Genomic DNA, 18,204 nt, shown 5'->3' on the forward strand with positions numbered 1-18,204 from the left:
ATCATAGCGATCATAGCGATCATAGCGATCATAGCGATCATAGCGATCATAGCGATCATAGCGATCATAGCGATCATAGCGATCATAGCGATCATAGCGATCATAGCGATCATAGCGATCATAGCGACCACGACCACGACCACGACCACGACCACGACCACGACCACGACCACGACCACGACCACGACCATGATGCGCATATTTGGCTGGATCCCGTAAATGCGTTAGAGATTGCACGTGTGATGGCGCAGAGTCTAACGGAGATCTATCCACAACATCAGGCTCGTGTACAGGAAAATCTACAAGCCTTCGAAACGCAGATACAGGCTTTGGATCAAAAGATTGCCGAGCAGCTCGCACCGGTGCAGACAAAAGGCTTCTTTGTTTTTCATGACGCTTATGGCCACTTTGTCAGCCATTATGGCTTGAATCAGTTGGGTTACTTTACGCTCGACCCGGCTCGTCAACCGGGTGCGCGTCATCTGGCGGCTATCCGTAAACAGTTGGAAGACGCTCAGGCGGTGTGTGTGTTTTCGGAGCCTCAGTTCACACCGGCTGTGGTTGAATCAGTCAGTCGCGGCACCACGGTGCGTAAAGGCGAGTTAGATCCTCTGGCGCGTGATATCCCCACGCAGCCGGGTGCTTATGCTCTCTTTTTACAGGATCTGTCCCAGCGCTTTTTAGACTGTTTGCAGGATGAAATCTAAACATCGCACGTGACCGAGGCTACCTGCCCTGACATGTCTGGGGCAGATAAAAAATAAAAATAGTCAGCTGCCATACTTCACAAGCGTACAAGGGGTGGATATAATGCGCCCCACTTTTGACGCAGATGTGGTGGAATTGGTAGACACGCTAGCTTCAGGTGCTAGTGCCTTCACGGGCGTGGGAGTTCGAGTCTCCCCATCTGCACCATTCAAACACTACCAGGTTGAATGGTGCCGGAACAAGCCGTTAAAAGTCGTTATGCAGATGTGGTGGAATTGGTAGACACGCTAGCTTCAGGTGCTAGTGCCTTCACGGGCGTGGGAGTTCGAGTCTCCCCATCTGCACCATCTACTTAGATGGTCGCATTTCAGATTACCCTCCTTGCTACTCTCTTTATTCAGACTGTTCTTAGTTCTCAGTCTTTTTCAGAATTATTTCCTATTTCCTTTGCGTCTGTTCTTAGGCTTGAATTTCAGGCAAAAAAATTCCGAAGTCCGTTTAAATGAACTTCGGAGGCTGCAAACTCTTTGCTTTTGGGGACAGCTAATTGGGAGGGTGATAGGAGCAAATCAAGATCAGGAAGCTAAGACGGCCACCTGAACCACAAGCGGTAGAATGGCCACTACAAAACTCACCACAATCAAAAGAGTTGAAGGTAGAACACCGAGGTTTTCATAATCCTGTGCATGGCTCATCTGAGTATCCTCATCTTGGATGATTCGGTTGCTGAAATCGGGTATCAATCCCGATTCAGTCAATAGGCAGACTTTCCTGACTACTCAGATATAGCAAGCACAATGCCAAGATCTATAATTCATCATAACTAACTGATAAATATTGGATTTTTGGCTTCAAAGAGAAATAGGTGGGGGTTGAGGGGAGTTAAGATTGACAAAAATGACAAATCCGTCTGTCATAAATGTCTAGTTACTGTCCGCCTGCAAAACCCAGTTGTCGCCAAGCTTCATAGACGACTATAGCAACAGTGTTAGACAGATTCAGGCTGCGGCTTTTGGCCTGCATCGGCAGTCTAAGCTTGTATTGCGCTTCCAGGCTCTCCAGTAGCGAGCTGGGTAAACCACGAGTTTCCGGGCCGAATAAACAATAATCCCCTGTTTGAAATTCGATCTCTGTGTAGGGCTTCTGAGCCTTAGTGGTTAACGCAAACAGGCGCTGAGGCTGGGCTTCTTGCAGAAAGGTCGCAAAGTCAGGCCAGACTTTCACTGCGGCAAACTCATGATAATCCAGTCCGGCTCGACGTAAGGCTTTTTCCTCCATCTTAAAACCTAGAGGCTCGATCAGATGCAGTTGGCAGCCTGTGTTGGCACATAAGCGGATGATATTACCGGTATTGGGTGGGATTTCAGGCTCAAACAGAACAACATTAAGCATGGGTATCTTCGTCCTCGTCACTCTCTTCCCAGAGAATAGAAAGGTTGCGTCCGGCATGTTTGGCTCGGTATAGAGCTTGATCGGCACGGCCAATCAGTTCTTCCGGGGTTGTTTCATTTGATTGGGTGCTGGCGACTCCAATGCTGACCGTGACCCAGATGGAGTCTTTGTGCAATGTGTAGGGATGGTCACTAGAGCTTTTGCGTAAGCGTTCAGCGATCTCCATGGCATCCTGAGCATCGGTGGCGGGTAACAAAATCAGAAACTCTTCACCGCCATATCGACCTAAACAGTCACTCTGGCGCAGGCTCTGCTGCATACGGGCAACAAATTGCATCAGAATGCTATCCCCTGCTTCATGGCCGTAACGGTCATTGATCTTTTTGAAGTGGTCGATATCGAGCATGAGCAAGGCAAATTGTGATTCGCCCTCGGCACTGAGTTGTTTCAGTTGTTGCAGAATCCAGCGACGGTTTTTAGTGCGCGTTAACTCATCGTGATGGGCTAAATAATGCAGCTTGTCTTGAGATTTCTTGCGTCGATCGATTTCTTGATGCAGATCGGCTGTGCGCTCCTCAATAATCGTCTCACGCTCAATTCTCTCCTGCTGTAGGCTGCGAATCAGGCGCTGCAGACCGATCAGAGAAAGCATGCCGGTTAGGCTCAAGGCGATATAAACAATAAAATGAGTGAAAAAACTCTGTCGGTACAGATGTGTTGTAATCTCATCAATCTGATCCACCGGGAAGCTGACGCTTAACCCGCCTCGGAAATCGCCAATCTCATAGCTGGTATGGCACTTTTGACATCCGGGTTCGATAAACAAGGGGGCCATGTAACGAAAGCGTTCGCCGACCACCTGGACAAACTCTGCTTTGCCTTCATCACGTAATTGACGAATCGCCTCCTCTTCCCACGCATCGGGGCGATTTTTCGGATTCATGAGACGATCACTGGTTAGATGGATTTCCAGCTTGCCACCACGCAATAACTCCGCCAGTTGGCGCGTCATATAGGCGGGGTTCAGCATGGTCATGGCGCGTCCACTAGGCGTGATAAAGTCCTTTTCCTCCACCTGTAGATAGGGGTTAGAAGGCGTTTCTGGGGTTTCAGCGGCATAGACCCCGCCATGGCGAGTATTCCAGTAGCGCATGGTTTGCACCAGGTGAAAAACCACTTCACCACGCTGGCGCGCCATTTCATAACTGGCTTCTTGCAGGGTTTTTGTATTGGCGAAATACACCAAGCCAATCACCAGTGCCCAAAATGGAAAGGGCAACCAGGGAGTCCAGGGCGATGCCAGGCATTTAAGAAGGGCTTGGTGCACAGTCAGAGTGCCTCACATGTAAAATATAGCCAGTTCGATGATTCTACCTTAAGGAGTACAGGAATCGAGCTTTTTCATCAGCCAGTGTCCGATGGCTTTCACCTGTGCTAAACACAGGCTGTGCTCCATCGCATAGGTTTGATACTCGGGGGTCAATCCCTGGGCTTGCAGGACGCTGAGCGCCTTTTGTCCGAGCTGCTCGGGTACCACATCATCCTGTAAACCGTGTTGAATCAGAATGTTGAGTGCTTGATTCGCGGGGTGAAAGGCTTGTTGTTCTGCGCTGGCAAAATAGGTTGAGAGGGCTAACAGACCGCCCAGAGGGTGTGGATAACTCAGTGCCGCTTGATAGGCTACGGCCCCCCCTTGTGAAAAACCGGCCAAAAAAATATGTTCGCTGTGGATACCCTGCTGAATCTGATCATCGATTAAGCGTTGCACATAATCTGCAGATTCCTGTAGCTCGGCCAGATCGATTTTGCGTTCAAGATTCATCTCTAAGATGTCATACCAGGCCGGCATCGCATATCCCGCATTGATGGTCACCGGGCGAATCGGCGCATGTGGAAAAATACAGCGCAGGGGCAAGTCGACTGGTAGGCCGAGTTCTGGAATGACCGGCTCAAAATCATAACCATCCGCGCCCAGACCATGTAACCAGATCAGGCAAGCTTTTGCGGGGGTTTTGGGTTCTAAGATCAAAGGATCGGCAAACATGGCGTGCCTCATGCTCAGGAAGGAAAAAGGCTACCAATATACGGTCTTCAGTCAACGAGCGCCATGCATAACCCTCGCAGCATCAGCGGATCAGCTGAAAGCTGGAATTAAGTGTGGAAGGCTGCTTTGGCAGTTGTTACGCCCTTTTGATTTCGCTTCATAGAGCGCCCGATCAGCTTCTTTCAGTAGGTGCTCTATATCGTCTTCTGGCATCATCAGGTGACTGAGGCCGATACTCGTGGTGATGTGTTCACGGCTCATCGGAATCATCACCTCTTCAATCGATAAGCGCAGACGTTCGGCCACAATCATCGCCTGTTCGGGTGTGGCATCGTCTAATAATAAGACGAACTCTTCGCCGCCCAAGCGCCCTTGAATATCGGTTTGACGACAGACTTTGCGGCAGCACTCCGCCACTTTCATTAAGACTTGATCTCCAGCATGGTGACCAAAGGTATCGTTGATGCGCTTAAAATGATCAAGATCGATCATTAACAGTGCTAAATCACGTTGCTGGCGTTTACAGCGTTCCAACAACTCCTTGGCTTGCTGAAAGAAAGCACGACGGTTGAGCATCTGTGTTAAAGGATCGTGTGCCGCATCGAATAACGCCAGCTTACGCTCCTCTAACGAGGCGCCCAGGAGCATTGCCATCGCCAGTGTGACGGTGAACAGGGTTTGCAACTCCAGCGCTGGGTAGCTGCTCAGTTCCATCAGGATATAGGTACCGACTGCAGAAAAATTCACACTGATGGCGGCTAAAAGCGCAAAACGCATACCATAAAAACCAGCGGCCCAGGCAACCGGCAGCAGGATCAGGTAACCAAAACGGCTGACATCATCTTCCAAGCCGGTTAAGACAAAAAACACAGAGGTAACAAACACTAATAGACAGAGAAGCAATATTGGGCGAGCGAAGCCGTTATCAAAAACATCGTCATCATAGCTTTTCTTTTCATCGTAAAAATCGACAAAGAGGCTGGCGGCGGCCATAAACATGAGTACTCCGGCCAGATCCCCTATCCAGAAGGACAGAAAGGTTTCTTGCATGACAGCGGTGGGAAGATTGGCGAAGTGTCGTAATAAAAACAGGGCGATTGCAGCGGAAATCAGGGTGGCGATAAGCGTGCTGAGCAGCAAAATACCAACATCACGCAGCCGCAAAATGGGCAGATTGAAGTTGGACACTCGTCTCAAGAACAGGCCACATAGGCTGTAAATCGCTAACTGCCTGAGTGACATGCTGATTTGTGTGGCTTCCCAGTACCAAAATGTATCGATGGGCAGGGAGCCAAGTAGGATGGCTAAGGCTGCCGCAGGAATATAAGCCGCACCATAACGATAGATAAAAAAGAGGATGACACCCGCTGCCGGATAAAAGGCACTGACAAGCGGTGTCAAAGCAAAGAGGCTGGCGAAGTGCCAAAAAACAAAGTAAAGCAGAATCAGAACTAGGGAGCGCGAGAAGTATTCCATACAAAAGCCCTAGCTAACTGCAATTGAATGCGGTATGACCCTTCGACACGGCATAAAATGCGTAACGATTTTTGCCCGACGTTTTGGCAGTATACATGGCTAGATCGACTTGTCTAAGGAGTTCATGATCCGTGGCATGAGAGGTCGGCATATTAAAGCTGATGCTGATACTGGCAGAAGCCTGTACCTGGATGCCATTCAAGCGATAGGGCGATGCAGCAACCGCTAGGAGGCGTTGAATAATCGAACAAAGGCATTGTTTAGTCTCGATCTCTTCTAGCAGCACCACAAATTCATCACCGCCAATACGGGCCAGGGTATCGTGCTCACGCAGTTCGGATTTCATCTGAGTGCCAAAGCATAACCTGAGGTCAGGAAAAAGAGCGTCGCACACAGCTGTTTCGTGAACCTCTGAAATCCTTGCGTTGTGCCTTCCGTTCCATCGAGTCGGGGCATAGTCAGCGATCTATTTATAGCGATCTATTTATAATAATACTTTGAATCTAATACGTCGGTGTGAAAAAAACAATCAATCCACCAAGGCGCGATCAACGCGCCTTGTGTGTCAGATTTGAGTTTCCCAGGCGATTGGGCCTATAACTGGACATGGGCAGAAAGAAAGGATCTAGGATGGTGTTCCGATACGGTGGTCAAAAGGTATCGCGTGTCTTACCACGTTGGTGGTTATGGGTCGTGTTTGCGCATGCTTTGGGTCTCATGTCTTCCTTCGATGCCATGATGTCGACTCGGACGGCTCCCGGTGCGGTGGCTTGGATCGTCTCTCTGAATGCGGTGCCCTATGCCGCTGTCCCTGCTTACTGGGTGTTTGGGCGCACTCGCTTCCAAGGCTATGTGCTGTCACGACGTGATGATGACACGATGCTTGCGGAAAAGCTCTCCAGCAAGTTGGCCGAGTTGCATTCACGGCGTTACAGCCGAGATCCCAGTGATCGTCATCTATCAGGCATTGAGAAGTTGGCGAAATTACCCATTCTGGCCGGTAATCATGTGCAGCTGTTGGTGGATGGTGAAGAGGCCTTTGGCAGTATCTTTGCCGGTATCGACGCCGCAAAACGTTACGTTTTAGTACAGAGTTATATCATCGTATCCGACATGATAGGTCTGAAATTACAAGAAGCATTAACGCGTAAGGTGGCAGAAGGGGTCGAGGTCTATCTTCTGTATGACGAGATCGGTAGCTATGAACTGAGTGCCCAGTATTTGGATCACTTGCGTGCTGCCGGTGTCAAAGTGCACCACTTCCATTCTAACCGAGGCCCGGGAAATCGCTTCCAATTGAACTTTCGCAATCATCGTAAAATAGTGGTAGTCGATGGCCAATATGGCTGGGTGGGTGGCTTTAATATGGGTGAAGAATATCTGAATGGACATCCCAGTTTAGGCCATTGGCGTGATACCCATATGGCCTTAGAGGGCCCTGCGGCGTTAGCGCTTCAATTAGTATTTGCGGAGGATTGGCATTGGGCTACTGAAGAGGTGCTGGATCTACCCTGGTATCCGAGTGCCCACAGTGGACATGCGGCACCGGTCTTGATTCTACCTTCTGGGCCTGCGGATCGTTTTGAGACGGCCAGCCTGATGATACAGCAGGCCATTCATTCCGCACATCAGCGGATCTGGATCTCCAGTCCCTACTTTGTGCCTGATGAAGGGGTGCAAACCATGCTGAAGTTGGCCGCGCTCAATGGAGTGGATGTCAGAGTGCTGATTCCAGAGCGGCCAGATAATGTTCTGACTTACTGGGCCGCCTATGCCTTTTTAGGTACCTTGCTGGAAGCGGGGGTTAAGGTCTATCGCTATCAGGACGGTTTTCTACATGGGAAAACCTTTTTGGTGGATAACAGCATGGCGGCTGTTGGCACCGTCAACTTGGATAATCGTTCTTTCCGTTTAAATTTTGAAGTCACAGCCTTAGTCTTGGATGAGGCCTTTGCAAACGCTGTTGAAGCGATGTTTGAAGAAGATTTTACGCGCTCCAGAGCCATGCACTTGGATGAACTTAATCAACTTTCTTTCTGGCATAAGGCGCGATCACGGGCGGCCTATTTATTTGCGCCGGTATTATGATGCAGGTTAGCCAATTCAAATAAGAGATTAGAGTTGTTCAGAAAATCAATGGATTAAGATATGAAGTTGCACTGGCACTAAGTAGTGCTTGAACGAAGGATTTTGGAATTTTTTGCGAGGTGTGTAGGTTAGCGCCATCACTTGTGAATCTTGGTCAAGAGATGGTGCCCGGAGGCGGAATCGAACCACCGACACGAGGATTTTCAATCCTCTGCTCTACCGACTGAGCTATCCGGGCTAACCGAGGCGCGTATTAAATAAAATCTGAGCCTTGTCGTCAACACCTTTTTTCAAAAAAATCTATTTTTTTATCAAGCGGTTATTTTTTGATCGGTTGTTGTTGGGTGATGCAGTGAATGTTGCCCCCTCCTAGAAGAATTTCACGTCCAGGGACCTGGATGACTTCACGATCAGGACAGAGTTGGCGCAAGTGTTCGACGGCAACGGCATCCATCGGATCATCAAAGCTGGGCAAGATCAAAGCGCCATTACAGAACACAAAGTTGATATAGCTGGCAGCGAGGCGTTGTCCCGCTTGGCGCGGCTGAGTGCCAGGCAGTGCCACAACACCTGCCGCCTCCTCTTCACGAATATACTGAGGTTGTGGCAAGGGCAGTTTATGAATCTTGAGTTGACGACCCTGTGCATCGGTCGCGGTGGATAAGTAGGTATAAGCCGCTTGTGAATAGGCATATTGGGGGTCCTGGGGATTGTCTGTCCAGGCGAGCAACACTTCACCCGGACGGATAAAACAGGCCATATTGTCGATGTGCTCATCCGTTTCATCTTCATAGATGCCATTGGGCAACCACAGCACCTTCTGGATGCCTAAATACTGTCGCAAGTTCTCTTCAATTTCGGCCCGTGTCAGATGAGGGTTGCGATTTGGATTCAGTAAACAGGCTTCTGTGGTTAACAAGGTACCTTCGCCATCGACATGAATCGCACCACCTTCCAGAACAAAATCTGCAACATAGCGACTCACACCTTCAATTTGTAATACTTTTCGAGCGACTTGATTGTCGAGATCCCAGGGAGAATATAAGCCTCCCTGCTCACCGCCCCAGGCGTTAAAGATCCAGTCGATGCCGCGCACCTCACCGGCGGCATTGCGGACAAAGGTCGGGCCGGTGTCGCGCATCCAGGCATCGTTGTTGGCGATTTCGACCAGGCGTACGCCATAACCGGGGGTGTCTGCTAAGCGGGCGTAAGCCTCTAGATAGGCATCTGCGGATACTCCCACCGTCACCGGTTGAAAACGTGCGATAGCCTGAATCACCGCACAAAACGCGGTGTGCGCGGGCTGGGCATTTAACCGCCAGTTATCCGGCCTTTCGGGCCAAATCATCCACATCTGTTGTTGCGGCTCCCACTCGGCCGGCATATAAAAACCGTCAGCCAGGGGGGTGCTGGAAAGGGTTAAGCTGGCCATTAACGCGTGGCTCCATCTTTAGTCAGTAAGGGGGAATAGAGATCAGGACGACGGTCACGGAATATCCCCCAGTTGCGCCTTTGTTGTGCCAGAGCATCGAGATCAAAGGTGTGGGTGCAAACGCCTTCGTTTTGACGATCCAATTCAGCGACCTTGGCACCCGTAGCATCGGTGATAAACGAGGAGCCATAAAATAGGATGCTGGAGTGGTCCTGAATTTCCCGGCCAATCCGGTTACTGGCAATGACGGGGATCAGGTTAGCGGCAGCATGCCCTGCCTGGGCTCTTTGCCAATGGTCTTTCGAGTCTAACTGCTCATCTTGAGGCTCGCTGCCAATTGCGGTGGGATAAAACAGAAGTTCCGCGCCCATCAGCGCCATCGCCCGAGCGGTTTCCGGGAACCACTGATCCCAACAAATGCCTACACCGATGCGGCCATAAGCCGTATCCCAGACTTTAAAACCTGTATCGCCAGGGCTGAAATAAAACTTCTCGGCATAACCCGGTCCATCGGGGATGTGGCTTTTACGATAGAGGCCTAGACAGTGGCCATCCGCATCCAGCAGGGCGACAGAGTTATAAGTGACTTGATGGCAGCGCTCATAAAAGCTAATGGGTAAAACCACCTTGAGTTCAGCGGCTAGAGTACGGAAATGCTGAATAGCCGGATTTTCTAACCAGGAAGTGGCACGATTCAGGTGGGCATAATCTTGGGTTTGGCAAAAATAAGGGGTTTCAAATAACTCTTGCAGAAGAATAATCTGAGCACCTTGAGCATGGGCTTGGCGTACTAACTTTTCCGCCCTGATCAAGTTTTCGCTGACGCAGTGACCTGAGGCCATTTGTGTGGCGGCAACTGTTACCCAACGCATCTTTGTTTCCTCCTAGATCCCGAGTTGATCACGTAGGTTGTAATACCAAGCCCCCAGTGCGCTGAAAGGCACTTGCAACAGACGTCCACCAGGGAAGGGGTAATGCGGCAGACTAGCAAAGGCATCAAAACGTTCAGCCTGACCCTGAATGGCCAAAGCGAGGGCTTTGCCCGCAACATGAGTGAAGGTCACACCGTGCCCTGAACATCCTTGGGAGTAGAGAATGGTCCCTGAGAGGCGGCCCACCTGGGGCAGGCGTGAAAGGGTCAGGAGGAAATTGCCGGTCCAGGTGTAATCGATCTTAATCTGGGCCAGTTCGGGAAAGGTTTTCAGCATTTTGGGACGAATCAGGCGTTCGATATTCTCAGGATCACGCGCTCCATAGACCACACCGCCACCATAGATCAGGCGCTTGTCGGCAGACAGGCGATAATAATCCAACAGGTAATTACAGTCCTCGACACACTGGTCTCCTGGTAACAGACGGGCAGCCAGTGCTTCGGAGAGGGGTTCAGTGGCCAGCACCTGTGTACCGCAAGGCATAGATTTCGAACTGAGCTCAGGCACGAGATTGCCTAGATAAGCATTGCCTGCCACCACCACATACTGTGCTTTGACCTCTCCCCGAGCGGTTTGTACCCGGTTAGGTGTGCCGGGGAGCAGGTGTGTGACGGCAGAGTGTTCAAAAATCTGACCGCCCAAAGACTCGAACGCGGCCGCTTCACCTAAAGCCAAATTTAAGGGGTGGATATGCCCCCCGGTATGATCCAAGGCACCGCCTAGATAACGTTCTGATCCGACATAACGGCGGATGCCGTCGTGATCCAAGAGCTCCAGCTGTTCATATCCATGAGCGCGCCACAATGCCTGTTGTGCCTCTAGGTGATGCAGATGCTTGCGGGTGATTGCGGCAAAAATGCCACCTTCTTTGAGATCGCAGGGAATTTGATACTGAGCAACACGCTGGCGAATAATCTGCGCACCTTCAAACGCCATGCGTGACAATAAAGCGAGATGGGGTGCTGAGGTTTGTTTGGCAATGCTGTCGAGATCGCGGCTAAAGCTGTTTACGATCTGGCCGCCGTTACGTCCCGAGGCCCCCCAGCCGACACTGGCGGCTTCCAGAACCGCGACTCGATAGCCCGCCTCGGCCAAAAACAAAGCCGTCGATAGCCCGGTATACCCTGCACCAATGACACAAACATCCACTTCCAAATCCTGTTCAAGGCTGGGGCGAGTCGGGCAAGGTGTGGCAGAGGCAGCATAATAAGATGGCACAGGTGCAAATTGGCTCATGGCGATCCTCACTTGGCGCATTAGTCCTTCAGTCTAAGTCAGCCCTGTCAGGGATGAAAGAGCTGGGCGCAGGAATCCCTGCTTGATTCCCTGGCGAGGCTCGGTAAGTATTAGAAGCAGATGAATTCTTGCCTGTCAAAGGAGGCCCTATGTCGATACCCTCAAGTCGTGAAGCCTGGGAGGCGCTGGCCGCTGATTTGGTTTTGGAAGGCCGTGCTTATATAAATGGCCAGTACCAAGCGGCGCAGTCGGGCAATACTTTTGCCAACATCAGTCCGATCGATGGACGTGTGCTTAACCAGGTGGCCAGTTGTGATGCGGCGGATGCCGATTTAGCCGTGGCCGCGGCACAACGTAGCTTTCAACAGGGTGTCTGGCGTGATTTGGCCCCTGTGGCACGTAAAGCAGTGTTGCTCAAGTTTGCACAGCTGATCGAAGCCCATCAGCAGGAGTTGGCGCTGTTGGAAACCCTGGATATGGGTAAACCTATCAAGCTTTCCCTGAAAGGCGATCTCCCGGCGACGGTACGCGCTATCCAATGGACAGCGGAAGCGATCGATAAGGTCTATGACGAAGTGGCGCCCACACCGGCTCATGAACTGGGCTTGGTCACGCGTGAGCCCATCGGTGTGGTCGCAGCCATTGTGCCCTGGAATTTCCCTTTGATTATGGCGGCTTGGAAATTGGCACCGGCCTTGGCCACGGGCAACTCGGTGATTTTAAAGCCATCGGAGAAATCGCCTCTGACGGCGATACGTTTAGCCGCTTTGGCGACTGCAGCGGGCATTCCTCCTGGCGTGTTTAATGTGTTACCGGGTTATGGGCATCGCGTAGGTCAGGCTTTAGCGCTGCATCCAGGTGTCGAGTGCTTAGTGTTTACCGGCTCAACCGGTGTGGCCAAGCAGCTGATGATCTATGCTGGGCAGTCCAATATGAAACGGGTTTGGCTGGAGGCAGGCGGAAAAAGTCCGAATATCGTCTTTGCGGATGCCCCCGATTTGCAGCAGGCGGCGGTTGAGGCGGCTTCAGCCATTGCCTATAACCAAGGCGAAGTATGTACCGCCGGAACACGCTTGCTGCTTGAGGAGTCGATAGCGGAAACTTTTGTGGCGGCTGTGGTGCAAGAGTTGGCGAAATGGCAGCCGGGCCACCCCCTTGATCCGAAAACACGTTTTGGCGCGATGGTGGATCAAGTCCAGATGGAACGCGTGTTGGGTTATATCGAATCCGGCCAAGCTGAGGGTGCCAAGCTGGTCTGCGGTGGCGCACGCTGCTTAGAGGAGACCGGAGGTTTTTATCTAGAGCCCACGGTGTTTACTCAGGTGCAAAATCGTATGTGTATTGCCCAAGAGGAGATCTTTGGTCCAGTCCTGTCGGTGCTGACCTTCCGTAGCGAAGAGGAAGCGCTGGCGCTGGCGAATGATAGTGAGTTTGGCTTAGCGGCCGCCGTTTGGACTGCCAATCTTGGGCGGGCGCATCGTATGGCAAAGGGTTTGCGTGCTGGAAGTGTGTGGATCAATCAGTATGATGGTGGAGATATGACGGCACCTTTTGGCGGCTTTAAACAGTCAGGCAATGGGCGTGATAAATCATTGCATGCCTTTGATAAATACACTGAGTTAAAGGCCACCTGGATACGCCTGAGCTAGATAAAAGTGTTGAGATTGCGCTTTGATCACCTACAGGCTGCGTAAGCGATCGATCAGCTGATACCAGAGCATGCCCCCGGCGAGTAAGGGGGCACGCAGATAACGCCCACCGGGAAAGCGCAGATGCTCGATTTTTGCAAAGAGAGCAAAATCCGTTTCATCACCTCGGATGGCTTGAGCCAGGGTGCGAGCGGCCAGATGGGTGGCGTTTAGACCATGTCCTGCATAGGCCTGTGCGTAATAGATATTCGGGGCATCGGGTAAACGGCCAATTTGTGGTAAGCGATTGGCACCGATACCCAACATGCCGCCCCATTGATACTCAATGGTTAAATCTTGCAGTTGTGGAAACACTTGACGAATATGCGGGCGCAGAGCCGCCGCGATATCCTTCGGATCACGGCCAGAATAAGTACAGAGACCGCCAAAGATCAGGCGATGATCGGCACTGATGCGATAATAGTCTAAGGCGGTACGCATATCCGCAACGGCTTTACGCCCTGGCATTAACTGCTGGCAAAGGGCTTCAGGTAGGGGGGAGCTGGCAATCAGATAGCTGCCCGCTGGCAGAATTCGGCTCCCTAACCAGGGTTCTAACTCCGCATCCAGATAGCCATTGGCGGCGATGACGAGCAGGTCACATTCCAGTTGCCCCTGAGCGGTAAACAGTTTGGGCTTGTCGCCCTTTTCGATGCGCAAGACTTGGGATTGCTCGAAGAGTGTGACACCGAGTTGTTCGGCCAGATCGGCCTCGCCCAGTAGCAAGTTTAAGGGATGCAGATGGCCGCTGCCCTCATCGATTAATGCCGCGGGATAAAAGGCGGAATCGACCACCTGCTCGCGCACTTCAGCCCCGCGAACTAGGCGCATGGCGTGTGGATAACCCAGATCCGCCATCTCCTGTTGCTCGGTCTCTAAATCTTCGATATGGCGGCTGCAGGTCGCCAGATCGGCATAGCCCAGATGCAGATCACAGGGGATTTGATGCGCTTGAATGCGTTTTTTGACCAGATCCACGGCTTCCAGTCCCAGCTGCTTCAGGCGCTTTACCCCTTCATCACCTAGACTGGGCTGAAACTGATCGAGGTGATGCCCGATTCCGCGAATCAGCTCCCCTCCATTGCGTCCCGAAGCCCCCCAGCCGAGACGATGAGCCTCCAGTAAGGTAACTTGATAGCCCTCTTGTGCCAGTTCGATGGCGGTATTGATGCCAGTAAAGCCCCCCCCAATAATCGCGATCTGACATTGGATTTGACCCTCTAGGCGAGGCCAGGTGCGCTGATGCACACGGGTCGCCGCATACCAAGAGGGGGTATGTTCTTGCGCGGGGGTGGGGGCCGCAGCTCGTGTCATGCTTGATTACACCGTATGCAGATACCAGAGGTATTCTAAGTCAGAAATCGTATGCTCAAACTCGTTGAGTTCATGCTCCTTACAGGCCACAAAGATATTCAGGAAGCGATTACCGAGGTATTCCCGCATCACCGGCGAATCTTCAAGCTCGCGCAAGGCATCACGTAAGTTGTTTACTAAAGAGGTTTCATGCTGTTCGTGCGCATTCCCTGTGGTCATCGCTGGGGGTTCGATCTGATGGGTAATGCCAAAATGGATACCGGCCAGAATTGCGGCCATCAACAGATAAGGATTGGCATCGGCGCCAGCGATGCGGTGTTCGATACGCAGGGCATCGGGATCACCACCGGGCAAACGCACGGCGGTGGTACGATTATCCACGCCCCAGGTGGGAGCGCTGGCAACATAGTATTCCGGGCTGAAGCGACGATAGGAGTTAATGTTGGGGCAAAAGAGTGCCATCGCATCATTCAACGTGGTGAGTAGGCCACCGACAGCCCAGCGCAGCAACTCTCCCGGCGCTTCCGGATCACCGCCAAACACATTCACACCGTCCTTGTTGACTAGGCTGACATGCAGATGCATGCCACTGCCGGATTGATCATGATAGGGCTTGGCCATGAAGGTGGTGTCCATTTCATGGTCATAGGCCATATTTTTGATCAAGCGTTTCAGCAAAGTGGCGTGATCACAGGCTTTAACCGGATCATCTACATGATGGAGATTGACCTCAAACTGCCCGGGAGCCGATTCAGCGACGAGCGCATCAGCAGGAATGCCCTGCTCGTGTGCGGCATCCAGAATATCGGCTAGAAAATCGGCGTATTCATCCAGATCATCAATCGAGTAGACCTGTACGCTGGCGGGGCGCTTGCCGGAGATGGGAGATTTCGGTGGCTGAGGACGACCGGAAATATTTTCCTGATCGATCAGGTAGAACTCCAGCTCAAAGGCGGTGACGGGGGTCAGCTCCAATTCTTTAAAGCGTTCTACAACCCGTTGCAGCACCACGCGCGGATCGGCAAAGAAAGGAGTTTGGCGATCCAATTCATACATGCTCATCAGCATCTGAGCGGTGGGGCGCTTTTGCCAAGGCTCCATGCTCAGGGTGTCGGCAATCGGTAAGCAGATGCGATCTGCTTCACCTATATCCAAGCCTAAACCCGTTTCCTCCACGGTAGTGCCTTGAATATTCAGGGCAAAAATAGAGGCTGGCAGGGCGATGCCCTTATCAAACACCTTATGCAGGGCGCTGGGATCAACACGCTTACCGCGCACAATACCATTGATATCTGCAATCAGCAGATCGACAAATTGAAGTTCGGGGTGTGCCTCCAGAAAGGCATCCGCCGTATCGATGAGGGTACTCATGAGGAAACCTTAGGTCGCAGAAAAAGGGCTGAATCCGTGTGGAGTTCAGGTATAAGCCCAGAATCGAGTTAATTCCATAAAATCTTTTCTGTCAACCGCAGGCTTAAACAACGGTTTTTCTTAGCGAAATAAACGCTCTTGTGCGCTACAGCCGATTTGTCATAAAAACTCAGCAGGAAGACACGATAATGCTTGATTCACCCGAGCAGGGCAGCTAAAAGTGACAAGAGCAGCTTTTAACCCACCTAAGATGTATGCCTGAGGTTTGAGACAAGAATGTCAGTCACGACGCCAATTCCAGATACCCTACCCCTTGTGGGCGTGAACGCTTGCAGCCAGCAGTTACCCGGGCGCCACCCTTTTTTTATTGCGGGTGAAAAGTATGTACGTGCGGTGGCCGAGGGTGCCGGTGCCTTGCCCTTGGTGATTCCTGCTTTGGGCGAGCATCTGCCGATGGCGCAGATGCTGCCCTTGCTGGACGGTATTTTGCTGACAGGTTCACCGTCGAATATTGAGCCGCATCACTATCAAGGTGACCCGAGTGATCCAGACTCGGAGCATGATCCTAAGCGTGATGCCACCACCCTGCCCCTTGTCCGTGCAGCGGTGGCAGCGGGTGTCCCGATTTTGGGCATCTGCCGTGGCTTTCAGGAGATGAATGTGGCTTTAGGGGGGCGGTTGTATCAAAAGGTGCATGAAGTGGGACACTTTCTTGATCATCGTGAGGATAAGAATGCCAGTATCGATGTTCAGTACAACACCCTCGCGCACAGGATTCAGATTCAGGCGGGAGGGTGTTTAGCCCAGCTTTGGCCGCAAGATCAGGAGGTGATGGTCAATTCTTTGCATGGGCAAGGTATAGAGACCCTAGCTCCCGGCTTGCGTATTGAAGCGGTTGCGGAAGATGGTTTGATCGAGGCTTTTTCTGTCATGGGAGCCAAAAGCTTTGCCCTGGCTGTTCAGTGGCACCCAGAATGGCAGTGGCATCCCAGCGATCAAGTCGGCGACTTCCCTTTTTATCGCGCTATATTTAAAGCCTTCGGTGATGCTTGCCGTGCGCGTCATGCACAGCGTTTAGCAAGCCTTCATCCTTAATTGACGCAAATAGCCCCATGGGTAATGTATGAAAGATCTCGAAAGCTGGTTAACCGAACATAATATTACCGAAATTGAGTGTGTGGTCAGTGATATCAATGGTATCGCGCGTGGCAAGATTGCCCCAGTATCGAAGTTTATAGCAGAAAAAGGCATGCGTTTGCCGGAAAGTATTCTACTGCAAACGGTGACCGGTGATTATGTCGATGATGACGTGTATTACTCGCTGCTCGACCCCGCCGATATCGATATGATCTGCCACCCCGATCCCGATGCCATTTTCTTGATTCCCTGGGCGCAGGAACCGACCGCGCAGGTGATCCACGATTGTTATGATCGAGTGGGCAACCCGATCGATTTATCGCCACGCAATTTATTGAAAAAAGTGCTGCGCTTGTATGAAGAGCAGGGCTGGCAACCTATTGTTTCGCCGGAAATGGAGTTTTATCTCACGCGCCGTTGTGAAGATCCGGATCTGCCCTTGCAACCGCCGGTGGGGCGTTCGGGCCGCCAAGAGACGGGCCGTCAATCCTTCTCGATTGATGCCGCAAACGAGTTTGATCCTTTGTTTGAGGATATGTATGACTGGTGCGAAGCTCAGGGATTAGACATTGACACCCTGATCCATGAGGAAGGCACGGCGCAGATGGAGATTAACTTCCGGCACGGTGATCCTCTGCATCTGGCCGATCAAGTGTTTCTCTTTAAACGTACCATGCGTGAGGCAGCGCTCAAGCACAATGTAGCAGCGACGTTTATGGCAAAACCTATCACCAATGAACCGGGTAGTGCCATGCATCTGCATCAGAGTGTGGTGGATCGTGTGACTGGCAAGTCGGTGTTTTCCAACCCAGATGGCAGCATGAGCCAACTCTTCCTGCACCATATCGGTGGATTACAAAAGTATATTCCAGAAGTCTTGCCGCTGTTTGCGCCGAATGTGAACTCCTTCCGCCGTTTCTTGCCTGACACCTCAGCGCCGGTAAACGTTGAGTGGGGGTTGGAAAATCGCACCTGTGGTTTACGCGTGCCGGATTCGGATGCACAGAACCGCCGTATTGAAAACCGCCTGCCCGGTGCAGATGCCAATGCCTATCTAGCGATTGCAGCCAGCCTGCTCTGCGGTTATCTCGGAATGATGCGCAAAATTAATCCCTCGGCACCGGTGCAAGGGCGCGCCTATGAACGCCGTAATCTGCGTTTGCCTTTGACATTGGAAGCGGCTCTGGAGCGTATGGAAAGCTGCAAGATCGTTGAAGAGTATCTGGGCAGTTATTTTGTCCAGGGTTATGTGGCCGTTAAGCGTGTGGAGCATGAAAACTTCAAGCAGGTCATTAGCTCCTGGGAACGCGAGTTTTTGTTATTAACTGTTTAAAAATGAAGCGCTCTTTGTGGTTAAAAAATTAACCAATTTTTTAACGCAAACTA

At 51.6% G+C, this 18,204-nt stretch carries 16 protein-coding genes and 3 tRNA genes; 7 read left to right on the forward strand and 12 right to left on the reverse strand.

Going from position 1 to position 18,204, the window contains the following annotated elements; translation table 11 throughout:
• On the reverse strand, positions 1–237 hold a 237-nt coding region (locus E1H14_RS13450; RefSeq protein ID WP_407670263.1), incomplete at its 3' end, for a hypothetical protein.
• Between E1H14_RS13450 and E1H14_RS12385 the strand changes: the two genes are divergently transcribed.
• The 3 genes from E1H14_RS12385 to E1H14_RS12395 all read left to right on the forward strand — a co-directional run bounded on the left by E1H14_RS12385 (position 201) and on the right by E1H14_RS12395 (position 1,055).
• Positions 201–707: a zinc ABC transporter substrate-binding protein gene (locus E1H14_RS12385; protein WP_407670262.1), complete on the forward strand. Its 507-nt coding sequence runs from the start codon at positions 201–203 to the stop codon at positions 705–707. The two genes, E1H14_RS13450 and E1H14_RS12385, sit on opposite strands and share 37 nt — an antisense overlap.
• Before the next feature lie 121 nt (positions 708–828).
• Positions 829–915 (forward strand) — tRNA-Leu (locus E1H14_RS12390).
• Positions 916–968: 53 nt separating this feature from the next.
• A tRNA-Leu gene (locus E1H14_RS12395) sits at positions 969–1,055 on the forward strand.
• A gap of 580 nt (positions 1,056–1,635) precedes the next feature.
• Here E1H14_RS12395 and trmL read toward each other — a convergent pair.
• The 5 genes from trmL to E1H14_RS12420 form a co-directional block, all read right to left on the reverse strand.
• Positions 1,636–2,100: a tRNA (uridine(34)/cytosine(34)/5-carboxymethylaminomethyluridine(34)-2'-O)-methyltransferase TrmL gene (gene trmL, locus E1H14_RS12400; RefSeq protein WP_149391801.1), complete on the reverse strand. Its 465-nt coding sequence runs from the start codon at positions 2,098–2,100 to the stop codon at positions 1,636–1,638.
• The gene (locus tag E1H14_RS12405) at positions 2,093–3,427 is read right to left on the reverse strand and encodes a diguanylate cyclase (RefSeq protein ID WP_149391802.1); all 1,335 of its coding nucleotides are present in this window, start codon (positions 3,425–3,427) and stop codon (positions 2,093–2,095) included. Before E1H14_RS12405 ends, trmL begins: the two co-directional genes overlap by 8 nt.
• A gap of 48 nt (positions 3,428–3,475) precedes the next feature.
• A complete protein-coding gene (locus E1H14_RS12410; RefSeq protein ID WP_149391803.1) occupies positions 3,476–4,144 on the reverse strand; it encodes an alpha/beta hydrolase in 669 nt (222 codons plus the stop codon).
• Positions 4,145–4,234: 90 nt separating this feature from the next.
• Entirely contained in the window at positions 4,235–5,620 is a 1,386-nt protein-coding gene (locus E1H14_RS12415; RefSeq protein ID WP_149391804.1) for a GGDEF domain-containing protein, read from the reverse strand.
• Positions 5,621–5,633: 13 nt separating this feature from the next.
• Entirely contained in the window at positions 5,634–5,966 is a 333-nt protein-coding gene (locus E1H14_RS12420) for a diguanylate cyclase domain-containing protein (protein WP_149391805.1), read from the reverse strand.
• 284 nt (positions 5,967–6,250) lie between these two features.
• On the opposite strand from E1H14_RS12420, the gene cls reads away from it, so the two are divergent.
• Positions 6,251–7,708 carry a cardiolipin synthase gene (cls, locus tag E1H14_RS12425; RefSeq protein WP_235017459.1) on the forward strand — a complete coding sequence of 486 codons (1,458 nt, stop codon included), beginning with the start codon at positions 6,251–6,253 and terminating at the stop codon, positions 7,706–7,708.
• A 162-nt stretch (positions 7,709–7,870) separates the two neighbouring features.
• On the opposite strand, the gene E1H14_RS12430 is transcribed toward cls, so the two are convergent.
• From E1H14_RS12430 to E1H14_RS12445, 4 genes are all read right to left on the reverse strand, one after another.
• Positions 7,871–7,946, reverse strand: a tRNA-Phe gene (locus E1H14_RS12430).
• 81 nt (positions 7,947–8,027) lie between these two features.
• Positions 8,028–9,140: an agmatine deiminase gene (aguA, locus tag E1H14_RS12435; protein ID WP_149391806.1), complete on the reverse strand. Its 1,113-nt coding sequence runs from the start codon at positions 9,138–9,140 to the stop codon at positions 8,028–8,030.
• Positions 9,140–10,012 (reverse strand): N-carbamoylputrescine amidase, encoded by an 873-nt coding sequence (gene aguB / locus E1H14_RS12440; RefSeq protein WP_149391807.1) that lies wholly within the window; start codon positions 10,010–10,012, stop codon positions 9,140–9,142. Before aguB ends, aguA begins: the two co-directional genes overlap by 1 nt.
• A 12-nt stretch (positions 10,013–10,024) precedes the next feature.
• Positions 10,025–11,308 carry an NAD(P)/FAD-dependent oxidoreductase gene (locus tag E1H14_RS12445; protein ID WP_149391808.1) on the reverse strand — a complete coding sequence of 428 codons (1,284 nt, stop codon included), beginning with the start codon at positions 11,306–11,308 and terminating at the stop codon, positions 10,025–10,027.
• Between the two features lie 149 nt (positions 11,309–11,457).
• On the opposite strand from E1H14_RS12445, the gene E1H14_RS12450 reads away from it, so the two are divergent.
• Entirely contained in the window at positions 11,458–12,957 is a 1,500-nt protein-coding gene (locus E1H14_RS12450; RefSeq protein WP_149391809.1) for an aldehyde dehydrogenase, read from the forward strand.
• Positions 12,958–12,987: 30 nt separating this feature from the next.
• Here E1H14_RS12450 and E1H14_RS12455 read toward each other — a convergent pair whose 3' ends face one another.
• Positions 12,988–14,310, reverse strand: a complete 1,323-nt coding sequence (locus E1H14_RS12455) for an NAD(P)/FAD-dependent oxidoreductase (RefSeq protein ID WP_149391810.1) — start codon at positions 14,308–14,310, stop codon at positions 12,988–12,990.
• Between the two features lie 6 nt (positions 14,311–14,316).
• Entirely contained in the window at positions 14,317–15,681 is a 1,365-nt protein-coding gene (locus E1H14_RS12460) for a glutamine synthetase family protein (RefSeq protein WP_149391811.1), read from the reverse strand.
• 276 nt (positions 15,682–15,957) lie between these two features.
• Between E1H14_RS12460 and E1H14_RS12465 the strand changes: the two genes are divergently transcribed.
• Together E1H14_RS12465 and E1H14_RS12470 are read left to right on the forward strand one after the other, a co-directional pair.
• Positions 15,958–16,776 carry a gamma-glutamyl-gamma-aminobutyrate hydrolase family protein gene (locus E1H14_RS12465; RefSeq protein ID WP_149391812.1) on the forward strand — a complete coding sequence of 273 codons (819 nt, stop codon included), beginning with the start codon at positions 15,958–15,960 and terminating at the stop codon, positions 16,774–16,776.
• Positions 16,777–16,804: 28 nt separating this feature from the next.
• The gene (locus E1H14_RS12470; protein WP_149391813.1) at positions 16,805–18,151 is read left to right on the forward strand and encodes a glutamine synthetase family protein; all 1,347 of its coding nucleotides are present in this window, start codon (positions 16,805–16,807) and stop codon (positions 18,149–18,151) included.
• The last annotated feature ends 53 nt before the right edge of the window (positions 18,152–18,204 follow it).

Source organism: Nitrincola tapanii (assembly GCF_008368715.1).
Lineage (GTDB): Bacteria > Pseudomonadota > Gammaproteobacteria > Pseudomonadales > Balneatricaceae > Nitrincola > Nitrincola tapanii.

Bases quoted from the DNA above. Each gene is read 5' to 3' on its own strand.
- trmL (WP_149391801.1), bottom strand. From the start codon at position 2,100: ATGCTTAATGTTGTTCTGTTTGAGCCTGAAATCCCACCCAATACCGGT.
- E1H14_RS12410 (WP_149391803.1), bottom strand. From the start codon at position 4,144: ATGTTTGCCGATCCTTTGATCTTAGAACCCAAAACCCCCGCAAAAGCT.
- E1H14_RS12415 (WP_149391804.1), bottom strand. From the start codon at position 5,620: ATGGAATACTTCTCGCGCTCCCTAGTTCTGATTCTGCTTTACTTTGTT.
- E1H14_RS12420 (WP_149391805.1), bottom strand. From the start codon at position 5,966: ATGAAATCCGAACTGCGTGAGCACGATACCCTGGCCCGTATTGGCGGT.
- cls (WP_235017459.1), top strand. From the start codon at position 6,251: ATGGTGTTCCGATACGGTGGTCAAAAGGTATCGCGTGTCTTACCACGT.
- aguA (WP_149391806.1), bottom strand. From the start codon at position 9,140: ATGGCCAGCTTAACCCTTTCCAGCACCCCCCTGGCTGACGGTTTTTAT.
- aguB (WP_149391807.1), bottom strand. From the start codon at position 10,012: ATGCGTTGGGTAACAGTTGCCGCCACACAAATGGCCTCAGGTCACTGC.
- E1H14_RS12445 (WP_149391808.1), bottom strand. From the start codon at position 11,308: ATGAGCCAATTTGCACCTGTGCCATCTTATTATGCTGCCTCTGCCACA.
- E1H14_RS12450 (WP_149391809.1), top strand. From the start codon at position 11,458: ATGTCGATACCCTCAAGTCGTGAAGCCTGGGAGGCGCTGGCCGCTGAT.
- E1H14_RS12455 (WP_149391810.1), bottom strand. From the start codon at position 14,310: ATGACACGAGCTGCGGCCCCCACCCCCGCGCAAGAACATACCCCCTCT.
- E1H14_RS12460 (WP_149391811.1), bottom strand. From the start codon at position 15,681: ATGAGTACCCTCATCGATACGGCGGATGCCTTTCTGGAGGCACACCCC.
- E1H14_RS12465 (WP_149391812.1), top strand. From the start codon at position 15,958: ATGTCAGTCACGACGCCAATTCCAGATACCCTACCCCTTGTGGGCGTG.
- E1H14_RS12470 (WP_149391813.1), top strand. From the start codon at position 16,805: ATGAAAGATCTCGAAAGCTGGTTAACCGAACATAATATTACCGAAATT.